An 18,125-nucleotide genomic window follows, 5' to 3' on the forward strand; every position below is an offset into this window, starting at 1 on the left:
AGTTCACCTTTGGTTTCAGGATTGTTTCTTCATTTTTCTGCGGTATTTTCCGTAGTTGTCTGGAAATGAGAATTTTGGAGGCCTTGCGCTCTCCGTTTCTTCGCCGCAGTGTTCATCCTTCAACGTGTAAGAATTGCACTCTGGACACTTTTTAATCATCGTATTATGCCCTGTTAAATTCGAACTGGCCGTCGAGGTCGTCTGCTTTTTCTCTTATAGTTTTCACAGACTCGTCCATTCTTTTCTTTGCTAGTTCTTGGGTTCTTCCCCAGGCTGTTATTGCGTATGTTGGTGCTGATACGTATTTTATTTCCACGCCGTCCTCTACTTCGGATAATGCTTCCTTCAGTCTTTCTACGCCGTCGCTCTGGTCAAAGGCTATCTCTATTTCTCCTTCAAGCTTCTCCTGTTTGAGGTTGATGTTTTCACGAGCAACGTCCTGTACGGCCTCGACTACTTCTTCGTCGAAAAGCTCTTTCAGGTCTTCTTCTCGGGCCTCGGCGATTTCAAAGCCGTGGAAGCTGGATCCGAATTCGCGCTGCATTGGGAAGACGATTTCTTCGTATAGTTCTTCTTTTTCTCGGCCTAGCTTGTCTGCTAGTTCGTCGATGAATTTTTCGGCTTTCTGTTCTTTTTTCCATCGGGCCATGCTTTCTCTTTTCTGGTTGTCGTTTACTCTTTTGATGGAGAGGCTGATGTTGTCGTCTTCAGTATCGATTACCTGTGCTACTGTTTTTTCGCCTTCGCTCAGTTCTTTTCTGATGTCCTGGATCCAGGATCTTGATACTTCTGAGATGTGGATCAGGCCTGTTAGGTCTTCGTATTCGTCTAGGTCTGCGTATGCAGAGTTCTTGTCTACGTCTGTTAGGGTTATTACTACGAAGTCTCCTTCATCAGGTTTGTCTTTGTACCAGCGCATGGTGACAAGATGATAAGTGATTTTTAAAAGAGAATCGAACCTGAGATGTTTGAGTTAGAAGTTTAGAAAAGAAATATTTGGGGAAAGTAGATTTTACTCTACTGCAAGTTCCCTGACTACTTCGCCTGGGAACTCGGCTTTTCCGCCTGTTGGACGTGCTAGAACCTCTCCACATACTAAGCATTCTACTTCTGAGGATGCTCGGGAGAATGTTGTCTGTTCGTTGCCGCATTCACTGCATTTTACTCTTACAAAGTTTCTTGCCATTATTGGTTTCACCTTTCGATTTCGAACTTTGCAGCTCGAATTGCGTTTCTAGGTTTCCATGATTTGCCACATTCCTTGCAGTTGAATTCTAGATCTTTCTTTCCAGATGTTGGGTTTGATCCACCACGGCTTCTGTTTGCCGGATTCTCGTATGGGAATGATCCGTATCCGTTGTCGATCTTTCTCTGTCTCTTTCTTGCCTTTTTACTCCAAGGACTGGCGGAGCGGTTAGTTACTTCTTTAACTGTCTGCTCCGTGTGTTCATCGCAGTGAGGACAGTACCTTCTCTGCTCTTTTGGAATCTTTACCATACACTGATACCCGAGATTAAACTTTAAAAGGCCTCCGAAGTTTTTACCTATGAACTATTCTGGTGCCTTCCGCATCGTCAGGCCTTTCGATATTCTGGAAGGATCCCTCGAATATTTTGGTTGGCGTGGTTGATCTTTCGATTATTTCGACGGCTGTTGAGTCGATTAACTCATGTTTCCCGGCCTCGTTGTTTCCATCGATTATTTCCTTGAGTTCTGACGGAGTTACTTCATCCAGTTTTTCTGCGTCGTCGGCCTCAGGATCTTTGTTGTATACTCCGTCGATGCTTGTTGCAATGTATAGGTCGGCTTCGAGAAGTTCTGCTGCGATGGCTGCTACTGCGTCGGTTGAGTGTCCTGGTGTCAGTCCTCCCATAACAACATTAAGGCCTGTGGAGGCCGCAGTTCTGATCTCTTCTGCGGTTTCTGGTGTGTCTGGGTAGGCCTCCATCGCGGTCATCAGGGTTTTTGCATTCAGTCTTGTGGCTGCAATCCCTACAAGATCCTGCTCTCCCTGGTTTCCGAATTCTCCTGCTGAGTAGATGTATTCTTTGAGGCCTCCTGCTCCTGTGACAACCAGTATCTGGTCTTCGTTTTTCTCCAGGGCCTCTGCTAGTTCTCCTAGCTGGTTGAGGTTTTCTGTGATGAGTGATCCGCTGACGGCGTAGACTTTTGATACCATTTTAGTATTTTTTTACATTTCCTCTGCGTTCCCACGGTTGACAAGTATTTCTGCATTGTCGTCCGGTAGATCGGCCTGGTCTCCTTGATCGAAAGGCCCGTAGGTTTCCAGATCGGTGCCCATAAATTCGGGTACTTCTGATGTTATTTCTACACGTGTGTAGCCTTCTTCTAGTTCTTCTTCGGCCTCTTCCTCGTTTTCCTCGGTTTCTTCCTCAGCTGCGAGTTTGTTAACTTCTTTAATTTCTTCTTTTTCTTCCGCTGGTTCCTCTACTTCGGCCTCTTCAGTTGCTTCGTCTTCTGTTTCTTTTTCGAGTTTTTCTACGCTGCTGTCTTCTACTATTTCGTCTACTCTGCTGCGGTGGTCGTTGAATACTTCTTTGAGCTGTCTGTAGAGTTCTTTTTCTCTGGGCAGCATTTTTTTGTCTGAGCCCAGACTTTCTGTTTTGACTGATATCTTTGCGTTTTTGACTATTTTGTCTTCTCTGAGCGATATTATTTTTTCGAATACTCTTTTTGCGTTTCTGTATTCTCTTCCTTCGCCTGAGCTTTCTTTTTTGGATCTCAGGTAGTTTGATACGCGGAGTAGAAAGTCGTCTCCTAGCTCTGTTATGTCTTCTTCTCTTTTCTCTTCTTTCTGTATCTTTCTGAGTTCACTGAATGTTAACGCGTTGTCTGACATCTTATGTAGTTTTCACCTGCTAAAGTTTTTTTACCTCTAGGTCTTCATTGCATTGCTCAACGTGTTTCTTGTAGTAGCCTTCTGACTTGTACTCTTTCCCGCAGTAGGGGCATTCAAGCACTTCCTGTTCATCGCTATCTTCGGAATCTGAGTCCGAGTTGCTGTCCTGTCTTCGATTAGCTTTTCTGAATGCATAGCTTACAGGGTTCGAGACTTTTTCCTCAAGGTTGTCTCCCTCATAGACGCCCATATCCTGATAATAGCCGTTGGAGTCATAGTTAGGTGGAGGAACGTCCTCGCTACGGTTTCTATGCCATCGGAGTTGAGACTTTACATAGGTCTCTCCAAGCTCCTCCTTGTTCCTCTCATTCCAGGCCCAGATCTTGGAATCTATCTCCTCCCAAGAATACCCTACTGTACGGTAGAAGTTAATCAGGATAAACAATGCTCTTTTCCTGCCATCTTCCAGGCCTTCCAGAATATTTTTTATTGTAGGAGGAAAATGCTGTTCAGGAATTGCATCATCAGGCCTTTCGAAGTCTCGATCCTGTTTTTTCTTGATCTCTTCCTTCCGTTCCTCTTCTTTCTCTGTCAGGAAGTCCATAGCCTGGACTGCAAGGTTTGTGGCCTCTCCCTGTTCGTATTCTGACAGGAAATCTGTCTCGAAGTCTACGTTATCGATTTCAGCCTCTTCTTTATTGAAGTCTTGTATGTGGTCTATTTCTATTGGGAGTGAGACTAGCCAGCTTCCGTCGTGTAGGCTGTATGGCATTCTGAACAGGTGGCGTTGGCCCCAGTCGTTTTCGATATCGGAGACTCTGTAAGGTTTTTTCCCGTTATCGGTCTCCATCTTCTCCTCCAGGCCGTATTCTTTGATCAGCTCCATCATTTCTTCTCGGAGATTGTCTCGTATGTAGTCAATTATTCCTCTTGGAAGCCGAGGGTACATGTCTGAGATTTCTTGCTGGTCGATCTCCTGAGGGAAGGCCTCTCCTCTGACTCCTATGTGGAATCCGCGGTTGCCGGAGAATTTTACGCTGATGTTCTCTATGCCGTGATCCTCTAGTTCACGGATTACAAGTTCGGCAGTATCTTTTGCGAGATCAAAGCTGTGATCGCAGTCGATATCTATTACTAGATCCCAGCCCTCACGTAGCTGATTCAAGTCTGAAACATTGTCGATCAGCAGAGGGTTGCGCCACTTCTCTACAGAGGAGTGGAATGCTACTGCGCCATCCTCTACCAGTGCCTGGAAGTCACCAGGGAAGTTAATAGCATCCGGTCTTTTACCGTAACCGTTTGGGTAGGTGGGGGCGATCTCTCGGTATTCTGCGATTTCAAGAATTTTTTCCTGAAGGCCTTCTTTTTCGTAGTACTGGCGTATTTTCCAGTCCTGTGGCCTCCGGTCGTCCCCCTCCTCTGACATGTAAATAGTTGTGGTAGGAAACTGTAAAAATCCCGGCCTCTGGTGAAGGTTTCGGATAAAAAAGTTTCTTACGTATAGAAGCTGTATGCCGGAAGAAATATACAGAGACCCAGAGACTTATGTCGAGAAAAGGTATAGCTCGACTGGCGGAAGAAAGGTTTTGGAAAGGCAGAACAGGAATTTTGAGGAGCTTCTTGAAGGCCTTGGTGCCGAGCCTGGTGATAGTGTTCTTGAGCTTGGTTCTGGGCCGGCTTTGCTTTCAGAGTATCTTGACGAGTATGATTCTGTAGGTGCGGATATTGAGCAGGAGCCTCTTCAGGTTGCTGTTGATAGTGGCCGTGTTGAGGATGCCGTTCGTGTTGATGCCCACAGACTTCCTTTCAGGGATGATGCGTTTGACTATGTGGTTGCGCCACGGCTTTTCCATCTCGTTGGCGATGAAGAAGATGTTGTGGATGAGATGAATCGTGTTGCGGAGGAAGGTTTTGTATTTGATGTTTTCAGCGAGTCAAGCGGTCGTAAAGTATACAATAACAGGATGTCGAAGCACAGCAGCTATATGCCTGCTGACAGCACTCTTCACAGTGATGAGGAAGTTGAGAGTTGGCTTGAAGGCCTTGATTTTGAAGTTCAGAGCGACTTTCCGATTCCTTTCGGAGCCTACAGAGAGTCTGAGTCTGAACTGTTTACTGATGCTGTTGAGAAGATGCAGGATGCTTTTTCCGGCTCTCTCGACTCGGTAGTTTACTTCGGCGTAGAATCGGAGTAGTTTTTCTTTGTAGATAGAATAGAAATGAAAGAGAAATGTTTGAGGGTTTTAATCCTCTTCAATTCGTGACGAAGCATCAGGAGATGCTTCTTAGAGCATGCGAAGAAGCTAATCTTCTTCGATGCGTGGTGCCAGTACAAAGCTTAGGTTGGCTTCGTCTGGGATTGTGAATTCCAGTCTTACTGGGAATTCGTCGGCCATTTTGACGGTTACTGTGTCGCTTAGTTTCTTTGCGCCGATCATTTTGGACAGGTAGTCGAGGCTGAACATGGATTTGGCCTCTTCTCCTGATAGCTCGATTACGCCGTCTGAGTCCTCTGTGATCTTGAAGTCTACGTCGGACTGGTCTCCCTCAGCTACTATCTCGATCCTATCCTTGGAGGCTGTTACTGTTACTGAGTCTGAGACTACCATTGCGTCTTTGATTGCGCTCTCCAGTACGTCGGTCTCAAGTTCTCCTTCGAATGTGAATTCAAGTTGGTCTGTTGATGGAATGTCGTCCTCTGAAAGGTTGAGGATTGGCAGCGAGAAGTTTCTTGTGCTGCGGCCTTCCATATTGATGTAAAACTTGGATTCATCGTCTTTTACTTCGAGAGTGATTACGTCGTCGCTGTTTGCTCTTCGAAGAATTGAGTATAGATTTTCTAGATTTAGACCTACTTTTGATTCTTCATCAAGTTCGTAATTTTCGAATACGTCTTTTTCGATGTGGAAATCTACTAGTCCTACCATTGCAGGGTCTGCTGCAACCAGGTGAATGCCGTCATCCTTTAACTGGAATAGGCCTTCACTGATTAGATCTGAAATGGTTTTCATGGAGTCTTGTAGAAGTCCAACATCTTCGATTTCTGCTTTAAACACCCTCCCTCACCTATGTTACTCAGAAGTGTTAACAACTTTTTTAACGCTGTCGTAGGTTTCTGGGTCGACGTCTTCGAAGCTCTGCACTATCTCTCCCTGTATTTCGAAGCTGTCAGGAGTTGGCAGTACTCGTCCAAGCACACGAATTCTCTGCTGTTCTTCAAGATCTTCCATGACCTCATCTTCCAGGAATACCTCTACAGAGCCTGTGCTGTCGTCGATTGTAACTGAGTCGTTGTCAACTGAGATTACTGTTCCAACTACTCTTACTCTAATATCTTTTTGCGGGTCGATCTCCTCGATATCTTTAGGCCTTGCCGGCGCTCGTCTTTGGTTCTCGGGCATAATAAATACCGTGAGATAAAACTATTTCAATATGGGGAAGGTTCGAGAGAAAATACTGCATAACAGGCCTCTTGGAGAGTTTATGGTTCTGGGAGGTTTTCTGTCTTTTCTAGGCCTTTTCGTTTATCTTGGTTACAGGGTTTCTCAGGGTATTTACAGCTATAATCCTGGTGAGTATCAGCTTTTTGCTGTTTTGATGGCCTTGAGTTTTGCTGTTTTTATCGGTGGTGCTGAGATTTTGTTGATTGATTGGCGGGATCGGCACTAGGATTAAATACCAGCATTTTCAATTTCTTTGTATGGACTTGTTTGGCAAGAAAGGAGAGGAAGCTGCTGCCGAGGCTCACGAGCTTGAGGAGCAGATTAATTCTCTTCAATCGCATGTAAATGCTATGGATAATGCTTTGCAGGATTTTGAAACTCGTTTTAATTCTCTCCAGCAGAGTATGCCTGAAGGCCTAGAGGATGATATTGATCAGAATAAGCGTGATTTGAATGATCTTGAGCGTATTTTCCGAAGGTTGAGCCGGATTCAGTCCAAGCAGAATGAGAAGCTGCGACAGCTTAATGATAGTAAGAACAGTATTCAGGATGAGATCGCTGGTCTGAAGCAGCAGTTGAAGGACAGGAAGTCAGATGCTCAAAGTCTTGAGGAACGCATTTCCCGGCTTGAAAGCCAGATTCAGGATCAGGATCGCCAGGTTTTCGATAGAGTTGATGAGATCGAGTCCAAGGTCGGCGAGATTGAAGAACAGTTTATTCTTGACAGTAATCGTCAGGAGTGGGATCTTGATAGCAAGGTTGAAGAGTCCAAGTTCAAGAACAGGGCCTCAAAGATTGATAAAGAGTTGAGCAAGTTGAGAACTTCTGTTAACGCTATTGCTGATGAGGTTAACGCTGAAAAAGTAGAGATTGAGGAGTAAAAAATAATTTTATTCTAGTCGTACTCCTTGTAGACGTTTCCACATTCACGACACTTGTAGAATCGTGTTGCAGGCTCGTCCGAAGCTCTTGTCTGTTCCATCCACCATTCTTGCTCTGTTTCTTCTCCACACTTCTTGCATTCTTTCTTGGTGGTTGGTCTTGTTGACTCTTCTCCGCCTTCCTCATTCACGTTCAGGCGATCCATAGGGTCGTCTTCTTTTTCTTCAGTTACTTTGTAGTCTCCGCCATCAACATCCTGGACATGTCCGCAGTCACGGCACTCCATGACTGTCTGACCGTCCTGTTTCTGGGAGACAAGCATTCCTCCGCATTCATCACAGAAGTCCATATTGCCATAGATTACATGACCAATCTTTAAATTAACTACCTAGCACGAAGGAGTATTGTCAATTACCAAGGGTCGATCCCCTGCATAACCAGCCAGATCCATAGCATACAGCTTGATAAGGCCTAGACGCGGAATCTTGAAGAAAACTTTTCCATGGATCTGGTCGGGCCTCACCTCTTTCTCGAACTCCAGCTGTCCTGAGTTGGCGTCGCCCAGTGTTTCCAGGCTGCTGTTATTCTTCCTGACTACTCTGTGGACAATTGGAATATCTCCGACAGGAAGATCTGTTGCATAATCCACGCTAACGTCACGGCCTTCAATATTGTATTCCTCTCCCTCTTGAAGTGGTTGCAGAGCACTGCCATTCAGGGATAAGAGTACTTTGTCGCGGTCTCTATCAGCTGAAGGCCTTACCTCCAGTAGTTCGAGGGTTCCGAGGGAGGTTTCTTGTTTCGAGAATTCTGTTGTATTTTTTTCGAGTACGATTTTTTCTCCATTAATTGTGAGTTCTGCTCTGTCAGGGACATCGTACACGATTATGTCGCCTTCTTCTACATTCTCGTATTCTGTGCCTTTTACAAATAGTATGTCGCCTACCTGTAGATCTGGACACATTGAGGGAGATACAACTGTAACAACTGGCTTCTGAGTATCTGTTACTGCGCCTGCTGTCTGCAAGCTGCCAAATGCAAGTAGAATTGCCAGAAAAATAAAGTATATATCGTCTAGTTCTGTTAACTGATCTCTAAAATCGCTGTATCTCTCTTGGAAATCCATGAAGAAAAACTTTGTAACTTCTCTTTTTTGAGTTAACCCTGTCTAAAATCAGGAAAGTAAAAGCAGGTTTTTAGGCCTGATCTTCGAGTTCTTCCATCCATTCCTGTGCAGTAGCAATTCCTTCTTTAAGAACTTCTTTTGGATTGTCTGCATCGATTACAAGATTGGATTCTTCTCCTAGAGGGTGGCCTTTATCGTATCCGGCTTCTTCACCGTTCTCCCAGATTGCCTTTCTTACAAGATTTGCGACTGTATGGTTTTTCTGAAAGTTTACGATAAGTCGGTCTCCTTTTTCTACTGCTTCAAGCTCCATTATTCTTTTCTCCTCGTGATTATCAAGTCTATTTCGGTTTCATGGCTTTCCTCTGTATGGAAGCCATAACTCGGCGGCAAAGAGATGCTGAACTCCTCTACCGCCAGCACTTCATGACTGGATTTTCCTGCAAAATCTTTTATACGTTCACGCATACCTCGTGGAGAAATTCCATAGACTGCGTTAGAGTGCTCTAAGGCCTTCTCCCAGAACTTCAGTCCAATGTCCGAGTGATGTGAGAAAGGAGGGTTCATCAGAACAGTGTCAACATCCAGTTCAAAATCCTCAATATCCTGCTGAATTACTTCAATATCAATATTCATTTTCTCCAGGTTTTCATGCAGAAGTCTGACTGCATCGTCTTCTTTCTCTACTGCTGTGACCTCTGCTCCAAGAAGTGCTGCTCCTATACTGAGCATTCCGGTACCAGCTCCTAGATCTGCTACTTTTTGGCCTTCAATATCGCCCTGCATGTACGCTGTATGCAGTAAATCAGCTGCAAGGGCCGGTGGTGTACGGTACTGTTCGAGGCTTATTCTTGGGTTCTCGAAGTCGCTGATCTTTGAAAGTTCTTTCTTGAGTTCTGTCTTCACAGAGTAGGAATAGGGATTTAAGATTTAACATTCCTTCACACGGGTATGCCAGACGAAAATTCCGAGCTACAGGATTTATCCCGCGAAGAACTTATTGAGAAAGTAAATGACCTACAGGAAGATCAGGTTGTCTTCTTCGAGCCACAGAGAGAAATTATACTATCAAACCCTACAGATGAAACACTGAGAGAAATCTCCTCAATCTCACATATGGAGACCTCTTCTGGAGACCACTACAAGTTCCAGGTCCGAGAAATGGACATCTGGAACTCAGATCTCTCACTCGAAGAAATGAAAGAGAAATACACTCGTCTGGTAGGAAGCTACCCGCACTTCGTCGAATGGGTCGAAAGAACCTACGAGAAACAAGAAATGTTCAGAATAGAGCACGAAAGAATGGCTCACGTACTTGTCTCAGAAGATCCTGAAAGAATGGAATGGGCCCGCGGAATCGACAAGGTCCGCCAGAATCTATCAGTAGATCTTTCAGACACAAAATCCAGAATCCAGATGGGGGCAAAATCCCGTGCAGAGATCAAGAAGGCCCTGCTCAAGAAAGGATATCCGGTAGAAGACAACTCAAAATTCCGCGAATCCACAGAAAAGATAGGATGCGATCTAAAAGGAATAGATCTAAGAGATTATCAGGAAGAATACGTAGAAAAGGCCTACGAGAAGAGGGCTGCAGTACTTGCTAATCCTGCAGGCTCAGGAAAAACTGTTACTTCTATCGGCCTCATGGCGAAAGTTGATGCACCGACACTGGTGCTTGTGCCGCAGAGGTCTCTTGTAAATCAGTGGAAACGTGAGATACTAGACAAGACAACTGTTACAGAGGATCAGATAGGCCAGTATCACGGCGATCAGAAGAAGATGAAGGATGTAACTATTGCAACTTATCACATGGCTGGAGAGAAAACTTCTCTCTTCCAGAAGGAGTGGGGCCTGATTATTTTCGACGAGGTACACCACATTCCTTCCAAACTTTTCAGAAAGACTGCATCTCTACAGTCAACCAGAAGAATAGGCCTTTCTGCTTCTCCTGTTAGAGAGGATTCCAAGGAAAGGGAAATCTTCGCATTGATCGGTCAGGAGATTGGCGCCGACTGGGCCCGTTTCTTCTCGGAAGGCTACGTTGTCAAGCCGGATGTAGAAATTAATCTGGTTGAGTGGGAGTCCGATTTCTATAGGCACAAGTATGAGGAGGCCTCTGGAATCAAGAAAGCTATTGTGGCTTCGAAAAACCCTGCTAAGATCCCTATGCTTGATGATTTGCTGGAAGAGCACACTGAGGAGAAGACCTTGATTTTCTGTGACTGGATTGATCAGGGAGAGGAGATCTCCGACAAGTTTGACGTACCTTTCATTTCGGGTGAGACAGACTTTGATGAAAGAGAGGAGTACTTCGAGGACTTCAGAGAAGGCAAGATCAATACTATAATTGTCTCCAGGATCGGGGATGAAGGCCTTGATCTGCCGGATACAGAAGTTGGCATCATAATGTCTGGGCAGGGAGGATCCCGTAGACAGGCTACTCAGAGAGCTGGCAGAGTTATGAGGCCTTTCGGTGATGCTCAGGTCTACATGATCGCGACAAAAGGCTCGAATGAGGAGGACTTCGTTAAGAGACAGGTTGAACTTCTGAAAGAGAAAGGAGTGCCTGTTAAGATTAAGGAGTAATCCATGACTGTCTCAGATAAGAAATGGAGCCAGGAATACAGTTTTCTGGAGCCTGAAGATATTGATAGAGCCTTTATAGCAGATACAGAGGTTGAGGGTCAGTCGGGGCCTGTTCACGGATTTGATCGTGAGGATATCTACTTTGAGTTTTCAATGAGGAGGCCTTTGACTGTACGAGAGCTTTCTCCTGACCTTTCTACTTCTATACTTGAGAATTATGGTTTTGATCCTTATTCGGAGGATCCTTTCCTTGACTCTGAGGTTGTGCGGACTCAGGAAGGTGAAGAATTCCTCAGGGTAGGTTATCGTGATAACGCGGTTTATTTCTCGGTTAGTGGCTCTTCTATGCCTTTCGAAAGAGAGTATCTTGATGAGGAGAGTCCTCGGTGGAGGGCTTAAAAAATCTGTTTTAACCTATTTTTTCTATGAGTTTGATTAAAGCCGAGAATCTCAACAAGACCTTTCGTATTTACCAGCGTGGAGACGGTATTAAGGGTTATCTGAAGAGCTTTGTATCCCGTGAATTCGAAGAAGTTCATGCAGTAGAAGACTTGAATCTAGAGATAGAGGAAGGAGAGATGATCGGCTATATCGGTGCTAACGGCGCTGGGAAATCTACTACAGTCAAAATGCTGACAGGAATACTTGAACCAAGTTCAGGCCTTATAGAAGTTGACGGTCGCGACCCTCAGAAGGAGAGAAAAAAGAATGCGAAGAATATTGGAGTAGTTTTCGGCCAGAAAACACAGCTCTGGTGGGATCTGCCTGTTAAAGAATCTTTCAGACTCTTGAAAGAGATATACGAGGTCTCCGATGAGGATTATGAACAGAGAATTGATGAATTCGATGAAGTACTTCAGTTAAGCGAGTTCTGGGATCAACCGGTCAGAAAACTTAGCCTAGGCCAGAAAATGAGATGTGAACTTGCAGCAGCTTTCCTCCATCACCCGAAAATTGTCTACCTCGATGAACCTACTATAGGCCTTGACGTCGCTGTTAAGGAGAGGATCAGAGATTTCATCAAGAAAATGAATAGAGAGAAGAATATTACTGTAATGCTTACTACTCACGATATTGGTGATATAGAGGATCTCTGTGACCGTATCGTAGTTCTTGATCAGGGGAAAAAGATTTACGACGGCGAGCTTGAGGCCCTGGTAAATAGGTTTACTTCCAGAAGACTGGTCATGGATATGCGTAACGGAGAGAAAGTAAATATAGAAAATGAGGGTATTAAAGAGATTAATCAGGATGAAGGCCATGTAGAAATCGTCTTTGACAGAGAACAGATTTCTGCCAGCGATTTGATGCGTGAAGTACTCGAGAGGTATGATGTAATTGATTTCCAGATCAGAGAGCCTGACATTGAAACAGTAGTCAAAAAGGTGTACAATGAAGGTTTGGAGGAATAACTCCTGTGAACTTGTCAAAGTACCTGGAGTTTTCTAGAGTATCCTTTAGAGAATCATTTGCCTACAGAGTAGATGCCTTTTCAAGCATATTCTCCTCCTCAATATTCTTGCTTCTTTACTTCTACGTTTGGTCAGCCATAATTGCTTCAGGCCACGTAAATTCAAGCCTGCACAGAATAATGACTTACTTCGTTATAGGACAGGTAGTGGGGAACACTGTATTTGTTAATGTTGAGAGATACCTGGGAGAAAAGATAAGGAAAGGCACTATAGTTAATGAGCTGAAGAGGCCTATAACTGTTTTTTCTCAGGCCTATTTCCACGAATTAGGAAATTTAATGTTTAATTTTGTGGCAAGGGCATTGCCTGTAGGGTTTTTAGGCCTGATTTTCCTCCAAATCTCTCTTCCGGGCATTTTCTCCAGTTTATTGTTTTTGTTAAGTCTTTTTCTGGCTTTTAATTTGGTTTTTCTTTTTTCCTACTCTGCATCTATGCTGATTTTCTGGACAAAGGTCGAATGGTCTATTAGAGGAAGCAGAAACCGTATTCAGAAAATCTTTGCAGGAACGCTCTTCCCTCTGTTCCTTGTTCCCGAAAAATTTCAAGTATTTTTCAATATTCTACCGTTCAGATACATGGTGGATGGCCCGATCACGATATTCACAGGGTCTTCTATAACCACGTCTTTACAGATTATTCTAATTCAGGTTGTCTGGATTGGTCTGCTCTTGATCCTTGCTCACTTTTCATGGAAAAAAGCTAAAACAAAATTAACTGTGCAGGGTGGCTAAAACCTTGTTAAGTTCTACTAAGAGGCATTTCAGGCTTTACAGGAAGTTTTTCATGATTTATTTGAAGACTCAGCTTGTCTATTTCAAAGACACTATTCTAGGTTTGGTTAACCAGTTTTTCAGTATATTTAGCTCTTTACTCTTGATAGGCTTGATATTTACACAGGTAGACTCGATAAATGGCTGGGGGCTATACGAACTCTTATTTCTAACAGGCCTTAGCAGGTTTGTACTCCATTTCCACACAATATTCATGTTTTCTACAGTATTCCTGGGAGAACACTATATAACGACCGGAAGGCTTGACAGATACCTCGTCAGGCCTTTAAACGTGCTTTACCAGCTTTATGCTAGTAGAGTAAACTTCCATAATCTGGGAGATGCAGTAGCCAGCCTTCTAATAGTGATCTACTCTGTAAACCAGATACAGGGATTCTCTCTGACAGGCTTGAAAGTTATCTATGCATTGTTATCTCTTGGTAGCGCGGTTATGGTTATAGCGGCAATATTTCTGTTCTTCGGCACAATCGGGTTCTGGACAGGTAGAACGGGGTCGCTTTTCTCTCTTTTCTGGAAAGTTAGAAAATTCATGAAGTATCCGTTTGGAATATACTCTGAAGCCATGAAAATCTTCTTCATAACGATTATGCCGATAGCTTTCGCATCTTTCTTCCAAGCCAGCTTTCTCCTTGGAAAATTCCAGTATATTAGACTACAGGCTCTCTCCATAGTTGCAGGCCCTGTCTTCTACATTTTAGCATATCGTTTCTGGCTTTACGGCCTTTCAAAATACTCGAGTACAGGAAGTTAAAGAGATAACGAACAAAAGTGAAAACATGAAATTGCAAAAATACCTTTCATTCACAAGAGTAGGCCTTAGAGAAGGCCTTCAGTACCGTGCTGATACTCTGGCAGGTATTGGCTCTACTCTTATTTCCTTGGTGCTTTTCTACTTTGTGTGGAAGGCTATTGCTGCTTCAGGGGAGCTTGCTGTTCCTTTCAGCACGATTATTGCCTATGTGGCCCTGGCGAGAGTTATCGATAATGCTACTTCTGCGAATCTGGAGTCGTGGATTGGTGACAGGATAAGGAGAGGTACTATTGTTAACGAGTTGAAGAAACCGGTTTCTCTGAGAGGCCAGCTTTACTTTTACGAGATAGGCCGCTCAATGTTCAAGCTGGTGGTCAGAGGTATTCCTTCGCTTATCGCTGGCATTATTTTCCTGAATGTGGGTGTTCCAGGCCCTAGAAACGCGTTTTTGTTCTGTGTTTCAATCTTTTTGACACTGAATCTGGCTATCGCGCTCTCATACGTGACCTCTATGCTGGTTTTCTGGACAAAAATCGGATGGAGCCTCAGAATGATGAGGACTATGCTTGCAGGCCTGCTTTCAGGAGCAATGATTCCTCTCTACCTGGTGCCGGAAGGCCTCAGACAGTTCTTCTACTACACGCCTTTTCCTTCAATGGTTGATGGCCCGATCTCCATCTATCAAGGAACAGCAGACAGCGTAGTTAATGTGCTGGGAATTCAGCTGGCCTGGATTATAGGCCTTTTCCTGCTTGCAGAGGTTCTCTGGAGAAAAGCCAAGAAAATACTAACGGTGCAGGGAGGCTAGAATAATGAAAGAAAAAATGAAGATTTTGAGGAAGTATGCAAAGATTTACTGGCTTTACTTTGTCCAGTACTGGAAGTCCAGACTGGTATACAAGAAAGACTTTCTGCTGGGAGCTTTAGGCCAGACAGTCAGCGTTGTAGTTTCGGTATCATTCCTTACACTGGTATTCACACAGATAGAAACCTTGCAGGGCTGGACATTCAATGAAATGCTATTTTTATCTGGTTTCGGAGGCCTGGTGATATTTACCCAGAACATGTTCTTCTTCAACATTACAAGGCTTGGAAGAGACTACATTATCTCAGGAGACATGGATAGAATTCTCTTAAGGCCTTTAAACCCTCTTTTCCAGATCTACGCCGACGATGTACACGATAACAATCTTCCGAAAGTATTGGCAAATGCATTGCTGATTGTATACGCTGGCTCGAAGATAGGCCTCAATCTTACGTTGCTTAAAGTGCTTTATGCAGCTGCTGCAATGATGAGCGGCATAATGGTCGCTGCATCGATCTATCTATTCTTTTCATCGACTGCTTTCTGGACAGGAACTTCCAGGAGTGCGGTCTGGCTAATTTTCAGAATCAGTAATTTCAGAAAGTATCCTATTGAGATATTTGCAGTAGCTATACAGGCCTTGCTCGTTACTCTTATTCCACTGGCCTTTGCATCTTTCTTCCCGGTCTCCTTTATTCTTGGGAAGGAAGGATTTACTTTCTGGAAGATTGCAACGCCTCTAGCAGGCCCGGTATTTTTCTTCGTGGCCTATAGGTTCTGGAAGTTTGGGGTAAGCAATTATTCGAGTACTGGTAGCTGAAAAACAGAAACACTTAAGTTGTTTATCTGAGGTAACAACATTATGCCGGATTTCTATGATTTTCTGTATGAGCAACTTGATGAGCCTGATTCTCTGGCCCTGATAGCTACCGGGAAATCAAATGATGAGCGCAGAAATCAGTGGTTGCACGATGAGGCCTCTGAGTTCAGAGACTATGGTGTTGACGTGGAAGTAGGCTGGCTGGGTATTCCAGGCCAGGATGGCGTGGATTATGATATTGTTGATAATGCGTTTGAGTGGGAGGGAGAGAACTCTCTTGATATGGAGAGAAATCTTTTCAGGGTTCCAAAGCCTGGTGTTTTGAGATATAATCCTGAGAATCCCAGGAATGATCCTCTGGAGAACTATGTTTCGATCGCAAAGAGAATAGAGAAAGATGTGGATGCTGCTTTAATGACAGAGGTTCATGAGGACGCTGCTGGAGATCTACCGGATGTTGAGGACATCGCGTATAGAGTAAGTTCTGATGTAGCTGGCCAGGTTGTGCCTGTAGTTGGAGATCAGGGAAGTGAGTCTCTGTTCGTCAGAAAGTTCAGATATCCGCAAAATTAAATAAAAAAGAAGGCCTTATTGGCCTCTAGGGTACTTATTCGAATTTTTCGCTGTAAAGTTCCATTGAGCGGTTGATTGCGTCGTGTGCGTCTTCCTGTCCGCCCCATCCCTCGATTTCCACGTGCTTCTTAGGTTCGAGGTTCTTGTAGGTCTCGAAGAATTCTGCGATCTCTTCCTTCTTGTGATCGGATAGATCATCCAGGCTTTCTACTCCATCCCATCTTGGATCTTCTGTCGGGACTGCGATAATGTTGTCGTCCTGCTCGCCTCCATCATCCATGTACAGGATTCCGATAGGTCTGCATTCGATTACGCAGCCTGGGAAAGTGGCGTGAGTGGTTAGGACCAGAATATCCATAGGATCGCCGTCCTCATAGTAGGCCTGCGGAATGAAACCGTAGTCTCCAGGATAATGAACTGCGGAATGCAGTACTCTGTCAAGAACTACAGACTCCTTCTCTTTGTCGTATTCGTACTTATTTTTGGTTCCAGTCGGGTTTTCGATAACTGCATAAATCTCTTCAGGCGCGTTAGGCCCTGTCTCGTAGTCTTGCCATTTATTTACCATAACTATCTACCAGAAAATAAGGCCTGAGAACTTTTAACGTCTTCGAAAAGTCAGAAATTAGTGGGTGGAGAGTTTTTACCTCTCCTGAGTAGCTGTAGCAGAAAGCCGGATCATTGAAATATTCTCTACGTGCCCGCACTCGCTACACACAACTTTCATCCAGTCCACATTCGGTTTATCTACAGGATTAACCTGTATTCCATTACCGCATTTCTCGCATTCCACGCTCATCAAGACTTTTACCTCGAGTAAACAATGCCTTTCCAACTATTTAAGCCTAACTAGCATTACTGTAACCAGTATCAACGTTTGCAGTTGATTCAAAAAAGTACACCTACAAATCTGCCTATACACAGACAGGGTTCGTGGTCTAGTTGGTTATGACACCGCCTTGACATGGCGGAGATCCCCGGTTCGAATCCGGGCGAACCCAAGGCTTGTTACGCTAAGCCAACGCAAGAAGCCATACTTCGATGGCTTTCAGATTATCTGAAGTCGGTTCTCCTTAGAACCGTCCGATCGCTTGAACGGATCTCCGTTCACGGGAAAGTAGCTCAGCGGTTAGAGCGCTGCGCTCATAACAACTTTATGAGCAATGAGAGGCCCTAGATAAGGCCTTGATGATTAAATAAAAATTCGTTTGTGAGATACGCAGAGGTCCCGGGTTCGATTCCCGGCTTTCCCAATACTTCCCATGTTCGGGATTGAGGGCTATTCTTCTAGTTAATACATTCTTTGACAGCAAAATTTATACGATTTAACTGTCAATTTAACTGTATGAAAGTTCAGGAGAAGCCAAACGGCCAGTTTGTGCTCACTATACCGAAGCGTCTTGCCAATGCGAAGAACTGGGAAGATGGCCAGGAAGTCGAGTGGAAATTAAATAGCAATGGAAAATTAGAACTTGAAGAGGATTAGTAAAGAATGGGGCTACCACAATTTACGGATGGTAATGTTAAAGCTAATATTAAACAGCTTGAGGCAATTAGTGACCTACATTACATGCAGATGAAGTCCTCTGCCGTGGAAACGCTATTCACGCTGTCTTTGCTAACCTTTACTTGGCTTCAAGCTGTAATACAGTTCAATATTTTTGGAAGTAAACTACTTGTGATAGGTAGTATAACTATGGATCCTGGTACAGCTCTCTACTTGATCACAGTTTCTTGGGCCCTTCTTATCGGCGGAGAGAACCTAATACGTGTAACATTTCACGAAATAGGATTGGGCAACCAATACAACCGAGTGTACAGATGGATATTTGGAGGGCCTGAAGGTGATGAAGAATGATTCCCCCAGCTATTTCAGGCAATATAGGTCTAGTAGCAGGAATATTTATTGCTATAATAGTAGTGATAGCAGTGGCTATTAGAAATTATCTCCAAGAGAAGCCTGATAGAGGTAAAGCCTGAATTCTTCACTTCTCGTATTATTTTTCTATGTCTACG

The 18,125-nt window shown here is 44.1% G+C and carries 29 protein-coding genes and 2 tRNA genes; 16 read left to right on the forward strand and 15 right to left on the reverse strand.

Annotated elements, in window-relative coordinates; translation table 11 throughout:
- Window positions 1-15: 15 nt before the first annotated feature.
- The 7 genes from HBNXNv_RS01565 to HBNXNv_RS01595 all read right to left on the reverse strand — a co-directional run bounded on the left by HBNXNv_RS01565 (window position 16) and on the right by HBNXNv_RS01595 (window position 4,286).
- Window positions 16-159: a nucleolar RNA-binding Nop10p family protein gene (locus HBNXNv_RS01565; protein ID WP_347721084.1), complete on the reverse strand. Its 144-nt coding sequence runs from the start codon at window positions 157-159 to the stop codon at window positions 16-18.
- A gap of 4 nt (window positions 160-163) precedes the next feature.
- The gene (locus tag HBNXNv_RS01570; protein ID WP_347721085.1) at window positions 164-919 is read right to left on the reverse strand and encodes a S1 RNA-binding domain-containing protein; all 756 of its coding nucleotides are present in this window, start codon (window positions 917-919) and stop codon (window positions 164-166) included.
- Window positions 920-1,012: 93 nt separating this feature from the next.
- Window positions 1,013-1,186, reverse strand: a complete 174-nt coding sequence (locus HBNXNv_RS01575) for a 30S ribosomal protein S27e (RefSeq protein WP_347721086.1) — start codon at window positions 1,184-1,186, stop codon at window positions 1,013-1,015.
- Between the two features lie 8 nt (window positions 1,187-1,194).
- A complete protein-coding gene (locus HBNXNv_RS01580) occupies window positions 1,195-1,497 on the reverse strand; it encodes a 50S ribosomal protein L44e (RefSeq protein ID WP_347721087.1) in 303 nt (100 codons plus the stop codon).
- Between the two features lie 43 nt (window positions 1,498-1,540).
- A complete protein-coding gene (gene pyrH / locus HBNXNv_RS01585) occupies window positions 1,541-2,179 on the reverse strand; it encodes a UMP kinase (protein WP_347721088.1) in 639 nt (212 codons plus the stop codon).
- A gap of 12 nt (window positions 2,180-2,191) precedes the next feature.
- Entirely contained in the window at window positions 2,192-2,860 is a 669-nt protein-coding gene (locus HBNXNv_RS01590; RefSeq protein WP_347721089.1) for a DNA replication complex subunit Gins51, read from the reverse strand.
- A 19-nt stretch (window positions 2,861-2,879) separates the two neighbouring features.
- Entirely contained in the window at window positions 2,880-4,286 is a 1,407-nt protein-coding gene (locus HBNXNv_RS01595) for a DNA primase small subunit domain-containing protein (protein ID WP_347721090.1), read from the reverse strand.
- Window positions 4,287-4,371: 85 nt separating this feature from the next.
- On the opposite strand from HBNXNv_RS01595, the gene HBNXNv_RS01600 reads away from it, so the two are divergent.
- Window positions 4,372-5,055: a class I SAM-dependent methyltransferase gene (locus HBNXNv_RS01600; protein ID WP_347721091.1), complete on the forward strand. Its 684-nt coding sequence runs from the start codon at window positions 4,372-4,374 to the stop codon at window positions 5,053-5,055.
- 108 nt (window positions 5,056-5,163) lie between these two features.
- On the opposite strand, the gene pcn is transcribed toward HBNXNv_RS01600, so the two are convergent.
- Complete coding sequence (pcn, locus tag HBNXNv_RS01605; protein WP_347721092.1) at window positions 5,164-5,916, reverse strand: proliferating cell nuclear antigen (pcna); 753 nt, start codon at window positions 5,914-5,916, stop codon at window positions 5,164-5,166.
- A 15-nt stretch (window positions 5,917-5,931) separates the two neighbouring features.
- Entirely contained in the window at window positions 5,932-6,261 is a 330-nt protein-coding gene (locus HBNXNv_RS01610) for an OB-fold nucleic acid binding domain-containing protein (protein ID WP_347721093.1), read from the reverse strand.
- 31 nt (window positions 6,262-6,292) lie between these two features.
- Here HBNXNv_RS01610 and HBNXNv_RS01615 point away from each other — a divergent pair, with 31 nt between their 5' ends.
- Both HBNXNv_RS01615 and HBNXNv_RS01620 read left to right on the forward strand, forming a co-directional pair.
- The gene (locus HBNXNv_RS01615) at window positions 6,293-6,529 is read left to right on the forward strand and encodes a hypothetical protein (RefSeq protein ID WP_347721094.1); all 237 of its coding nucleotides are present in this window, start codon (window positions 6,293-6,295) and stop codon (window positions 6,527-6,529) included.
- Between the two features lie 31 nt (window positions 6,530-6,560).
- On the forward strand, window positions 6,561-7,184 hold the full coding sequence (locus tag HBNXNv_RS01620; protein ID WP_347721095.1) for a hypothetical protein: 624 nt from the start codon (window positions 6,561-6,563) through the stop codon (window positions 7,182-7,184).
- Between the two features lie 14 nt (window positions 7,185-7,198).
- On the opposite strand, the gene HBNXNv_RS01625 is transcribed toward HBNXNv_RS01620, so the two are convergent.
- From HBNXNv_RS01625 to HBNXNv_RS01640, 4 genes are all read right to left on the reverse strand, one after another.
- The gene (locus HBNXNv_RS01625; protein ID WP_347721096.1) at window positions 7,199-7,534 is read right to left on the reverse strand and encodes a transcription factor S; all 336 of its coding nucleotides are present in this window, start codon (window positions 7,532-7,534) and stop codon (window positions 7,199-7,201) included.
- A gap of 39 nt (window positions 7,535-7,573) precedes the next feature.
- Entirely contained in the window at window positions 7,574-8,311 is a 738-nt protein-coding gene (locus tag HBNXNv_RS01630; protein ID WP_347721097.1) for a S24/S26 family peptidase, read from the reverse strand.
- Between the two features lie 70 nt (window positions 8,312-8,381).
- Window positions 8,382-8,624 (reverse strand): RpoL/Rpb11 RNA polymerase subunit family protein, encoded by a 243-nt coding sequence (locus HBNXNv_RS01635; RefSeq protein WP_347721098.1) that lies wholly within the window; start codon window positions 8,622-8,624, stop codon window positions 8,382-8,384.
- A complete protein-coding gene (locus HBNXNv_RS01640; RefSeq protein ID WP_347721099.1) occupies window positions 8,624-9,217 on the reverse strand; it encodes an METTL5 family protein in 594 nt (197 codons plus the stop codon). The genes HBNXNv_RS01635 and HBNXNv_RS01640 overlap by 1 nt, the downstream gene beginning before the upstream one ends.
- 45 nt (window positions 9,218-9,262) lie before the next feature.
- Here HBNXNv_RS01640 and HBNXNv_RS01645 point away from each other — a divergent pair, with 45 nt between their 5' ends.
- Genes HBNXNv_RS01645 through HBNXNv_RS01680 form a run of 8 tightly spaced genes read left to right on the forward strand, consistent with a single transcriptional unit; the run spans window position 9,263 to window position 16,109 of the window.
- Complete coding sequence (locus tag HBNXNv_RS01645; protein WP_347721100.1) at window positions 9,263-10,897, forward strand: DEAD/DEAH box helicase; 1,635 nt, start codon at window positions 9,263-9,265, stop codon at window positions 10,895-10,897.
- Between the two features lie 3 nt (window positions 10,898-10,900).
- Window positions 10,901-11,296: a hypothetical protein gene (locus HBNXNv_RS01650; protein WP_347721101.1), complete on the forward strand. Its 396-nt coding sequence runs from the start codon at window positions 10,901-10,903 to the stop codon at window positions 11,294-11,296.
- Window positions 11,297-11,322: 26 nt separating this feature from the next.
- Window positions 11,323-12,309, forward strand: a complete 987-nt coding sequence (locus HBNXNv_RS01655; RefSeq protein WP_347721102.1) for an ABC transporter ATP-binding protein — start codon at window positions 11,323-11,325, stop codon at window positions 12,307-12,309.
- A gap of 5 nt (window positions 12,310-12,314) precedes the next feature.
- A complete protein-coding gene (locus HBNXNv_RS01660) occupies window positions 12,315-13,100 on the forward strand; it encodes an ABC transporter permease (RefSeq protein WP_347721103.1) in 786 nt (261 codons plus the stop codon).
- 52 nt (window positions 13,101-13,152) lie between these two features.
- Window positions 13,153-13,911: an ABC transporter permease gene (locus HBNXNv_RS01665; protein WP_347721104.1), complete on the forward strand. Its 759-nt coding sequence runs from the start codon at window positions 13,153-13,155 to the stop codon at window positions 13,909-13,911.
- Window positions 13,912-13,936: 25 nt separating this feature from the next.
- The gene (locus tag HBNXNv_RS01670) at window positions 13,937-14,719 is read left to right on the forward strand and encodes an ABC transporter permease (RefSeq protein ID WP_347721105.1); all 783 of its coding nucleotides are present in this window, start codon (window positions 13,937-13,939) and stop codon (window positions 14,717-14,719) included.
- Window positions 14,720-14,723: 4 nt separating this feature from the next.
- Window positions 14,724-15,536: an ABC transporter permease gene (locus HBNXNv_RS01675; RefSeq protein WP_347721106.1), complete on the forward strand. Its 813-nt coding sequence runs from the start codon at window positions 14,724-14,726 to the stop codon at window positions 15,534-15,536.
- Between the two features lie 42 nt (window positions 15,537-15,578).
- Window positions 15,579-16,109, forward strand: a complete 531-nt coding sequence (locus HBNXNv_RS01680) for a hypothetical protein (protein WP_347721107.1) — start codon at window positions 15,579-15,581, stop codon at window positions 16,107-16,109.
- Window positions 16,110-16,143: 34 nt separating this feature from the next.
- Here the strand turns inward: HBNXNv_RS01680 and HBNXNv_RS01685 are convergent, their stop codons facing one another.
- Window positions 16,144-16,677, reverse strand: a complete 534-nt coding sequence (locus HBNXNv_RS01685) for an inorganic diphosphatase (protein WP_347721108.1) — start codon at window positions 16,675-16,677, stop codon at window positions 16,144-16,146.
- A gap of 75 nt (window positions 16,678-16,752) precedes the next feature.
- Entirely contained in the window at window positions 16,753-16,908 is a 156-nt protein-coding gene (locus HBNXNv_RS01690) for a hypothetical protein (RefSeq protein ID WP_347721109.1), read from the reverse strand.
- 128 nt (window positions 16,909-17,036) lie between these two features.
- On the opposite strand from HBNXNv_RS01690, the gene HBNXNv_RS01695 reads away from it, so the two are divergent.
- From HBNXNv_RS01695 to HBNXNv_RS01715, 5 genes are all read left to right on the forward strand, one after another.
- Window positions 17,037-17,110 (forward strand) — tRNA-Val (locus HBNXNv_RS01695).
- 110 nt (window positions 17,111-17,220) lie between these two features.
- Window positions 17,221-17,362: transfer RNA gene (locus HBNXNv_RS01700), tRNA-Met, on the forward strand.
- A 92-nt stretch (window positions 17,363-17,454) separates the two neighbouring features.
- On the forward strand, window positions 17,455-17,595 hold the full coding sequence (locus tag HBNXNv_RS01705; RefSeq protein ID WP_347721110.1) for an AbrB/MazE/SpoVT family DNA-binding domain-containing protein: 141 nt from the start codon (window positions 17,455-17,457) through the stop codon (window positions 17,593-17,595).
- A 210-nt stretch (window positions 17,596-17,805) separates the two neighbouring features.
- Window positions 17,806-17,967 carry a hypothetical protein gene (locus HBNXNv_RS01710; RefSeq protein WP_347721111.1) on the forward strand — a complete coding sequence of 54 codons (162 nt, stop codon included), beginning with the start codon at window positions 17,806-17,808 and terminating at the stop codon, window positions 17,965-17,967.
- Window positions 17,964-18,089, forward strand: coding sequence for a hypothetical protein (locus HBNXNv_RS01715; RefSeq protein ID WP_347721112.1), 126 nt, complete (start codon window positions 17,964-17,966; stop codon window positions 18,087-18,089). Before HBNXNv_RS01710 ends, HBNXNv_RS01715 begins: the two co-directional genes overlap by 4 nt.
- Window positions 18,090-18,125: the final 36 nt, after the last annotated feature.

It is taken from the genome of Candidatus Nanohalovita haloferacivicina (genome assembly GCF_029232205.1).
GTDB lineage: Archaea > Nanohalarchaeota > Nanosalinia > Nanosalinales > Nanosalinaceae > Nanohalovita > Nanohalovita haloferacivicina.

Coding starts and splice junctions, on each gene's coding strand:
- HBNXNv_RS01635 (WP_347721098.1), bottom strand. CDS start 8,624: ATGGAGCTTGAAGCAGTAGAAAAAGGAGACCGACTTATCGTAAACTTT.
- HBNXNv_RS01600 (WP_347721091.1), top strand. CDS start 4,372: ATGCCGGAAGAAATATACAGAGACCCAGAGACTTATGTCGAGAAAAGG.
- HBNXNv_RS01715 (WP_347721112.1), top strand. CDS start 17,964: ATGATTCCCCCAGCTATTTCAGGCAATATAGGTCTAGTAGCAGGAATA.
- HBNXNv_RS01575 (WP_347721086.1), bottom strand. CDS start 1,186: ATGGCAAGAAACTTTGTAAGAGTAAAATGCAGTGAATGCGGCAACGAA.
- HBNXNv_RS01595 (WP_347721090.1), bottom strand. CDS start 4,286: ATGTCAGAGGAGGGGGACGACCGGAGGCCACAGGACTGGAAAATACGC.
- HBNXNv_RS01665 (WP_347721104.1), top strand. CDS start 13,153: ATGATTTATTTGAAGACTCAGCTTGTCTATTTCAAAGACACTATTCTA.
- HBNXNv_RS01620 (WP_347721095.1), top strand. CDS start 6,561: ATGGACTTGTTTGGCAAGAAAGGAGAGGAAGCTGCTGCCGAGGCTCAC.
- HBNXNv_RS01625 (WP_347721096.1), bottom strand. CDS start 7,534: ATGGACTTCTGTGATGAATGCGGAGGAATGCTTGTCTCCCAGAAACAG.
- HBNXNv_RS01645 (WP_347721100.1), top strand. CDS start 9,263: ATGCCAGACGAAAATTCCGAGCTACAGGATTTATCCCGCGAAGAACTT.
- HBNXNv_RS01615 (WP_347721094.1), top strand. CDS start 6,293: ATGGGGAAGGTTCGAGAGAAAATACTGCATAACAGGCCTCTTGGAGAG.
- HBNXNv_RS01710 (WP_347721111.1), top strand. CDS start 17,806: ATGGATCCTGGTACAGCTCTCTACTTGATCACAGTTTCTTGGGCCCTT.
- HBNXNv_RS01670 (WP_347721105.1), top strand. CDS start 13,937: ATGAAATTGCAAAAATACCTTTCATTCACAAGAGTAGGCCTTAGAGAA.
- HBNXNv_RS01650 (WP_347721101.1), top strand. CDS start 10,901: ATGACTGTCTCAGATAAGAAATGGAGCCAGGAATACAGTTTTCTGGAG.
- HBNXNv_RS01655 (WP_347721102.1), top strand. CDS start 11,323: ATGAGTTTGATTAAAGCCGAGAATCTCAACAAGACCTTTCGTATTTAC.
- HBNXNv_RS01690 (WP_347721109.1), bottom strand. CDS start 16,908: ATGAGCGTGGAATGCGAGAAATGCGGTAATGGAATACAGGTTAATCCT.
- HBNXNv_RS01590 (WP_347721089.1), bottom strand. CDS start 2,860: ATGTCAGACAACGCGTTAACATTCAGTGAACTCAGAAAGATACAGAAA.
- HBNXNv_RS01675 (WP_347721106.1), top strand. CDS start 14,724: ATGAAAGAAAAAATGAAGATTTTGAGGAAGTATGCAAAGATTTACTGG.
- HBNXNv_RS01630 (WP_347721097.1), bottom strand. CDS start 8,311: ATGGATTTCCAAGAGAGATACAGCGATTTTAGAGATCAGTTAACAGAA.
- HBNXNv_RS01610 (WP_347721093.1), bottom strand. CDS start 6,261: ATGCCCGAGAACCAAAGACGAGCGCCGGCAAGGCCTAAAGATATCGAG.
- HBNXNv_RS01680 (WP_347721107.1), top strand. CDS start 15,579: ATGCCGGATTTCTATGATTTTCTGTATGAGCAACTTGATGAGCCTGAT.
- pyrH (WP_347721088.1), bottom strand. CDS start 2,179: ATGGTATCAAAAGTCTACGCCGTCAGCGGATCACTCATCACAGAAAAC.
- HBNXNv_RS01685 (WP_347721108.1), bottom strand. CDS start 16,677: ATGGTAAATAAATGGCAAGACTACGAGACAGGGCCTAACGCGCCTGAA.
- HBNXNv_RS01565 (WP_347721084.1), bottom strand. CDS start 159: ATGATTAAAAAGTGTCCAGAGTGCAATTCTTACACGTTGAAGGATGAA.
- HBNXNv_RS01580 (WP_347721087.1), bottom strand. CDS start 1,497: ATGGTAAAGATTCCAAAAGAGCAGAGAAGGTACTGTCCTCACTGCGAT.
- HBNXNv_RS01570 (WP_347721085.1), bottom strand. CDS start 919: ATGCGCTGGTACAAAGACAAACCTGATGAAGGAGACTTCGTAGTAATA.
- HBNXNv_RS01705 (WP_347721110.1), top strand. CDS start 17,455: ATGAAAGTTCAGGAGAAGCCAAACGGCCAGTTTGTGCTCACTATACCG.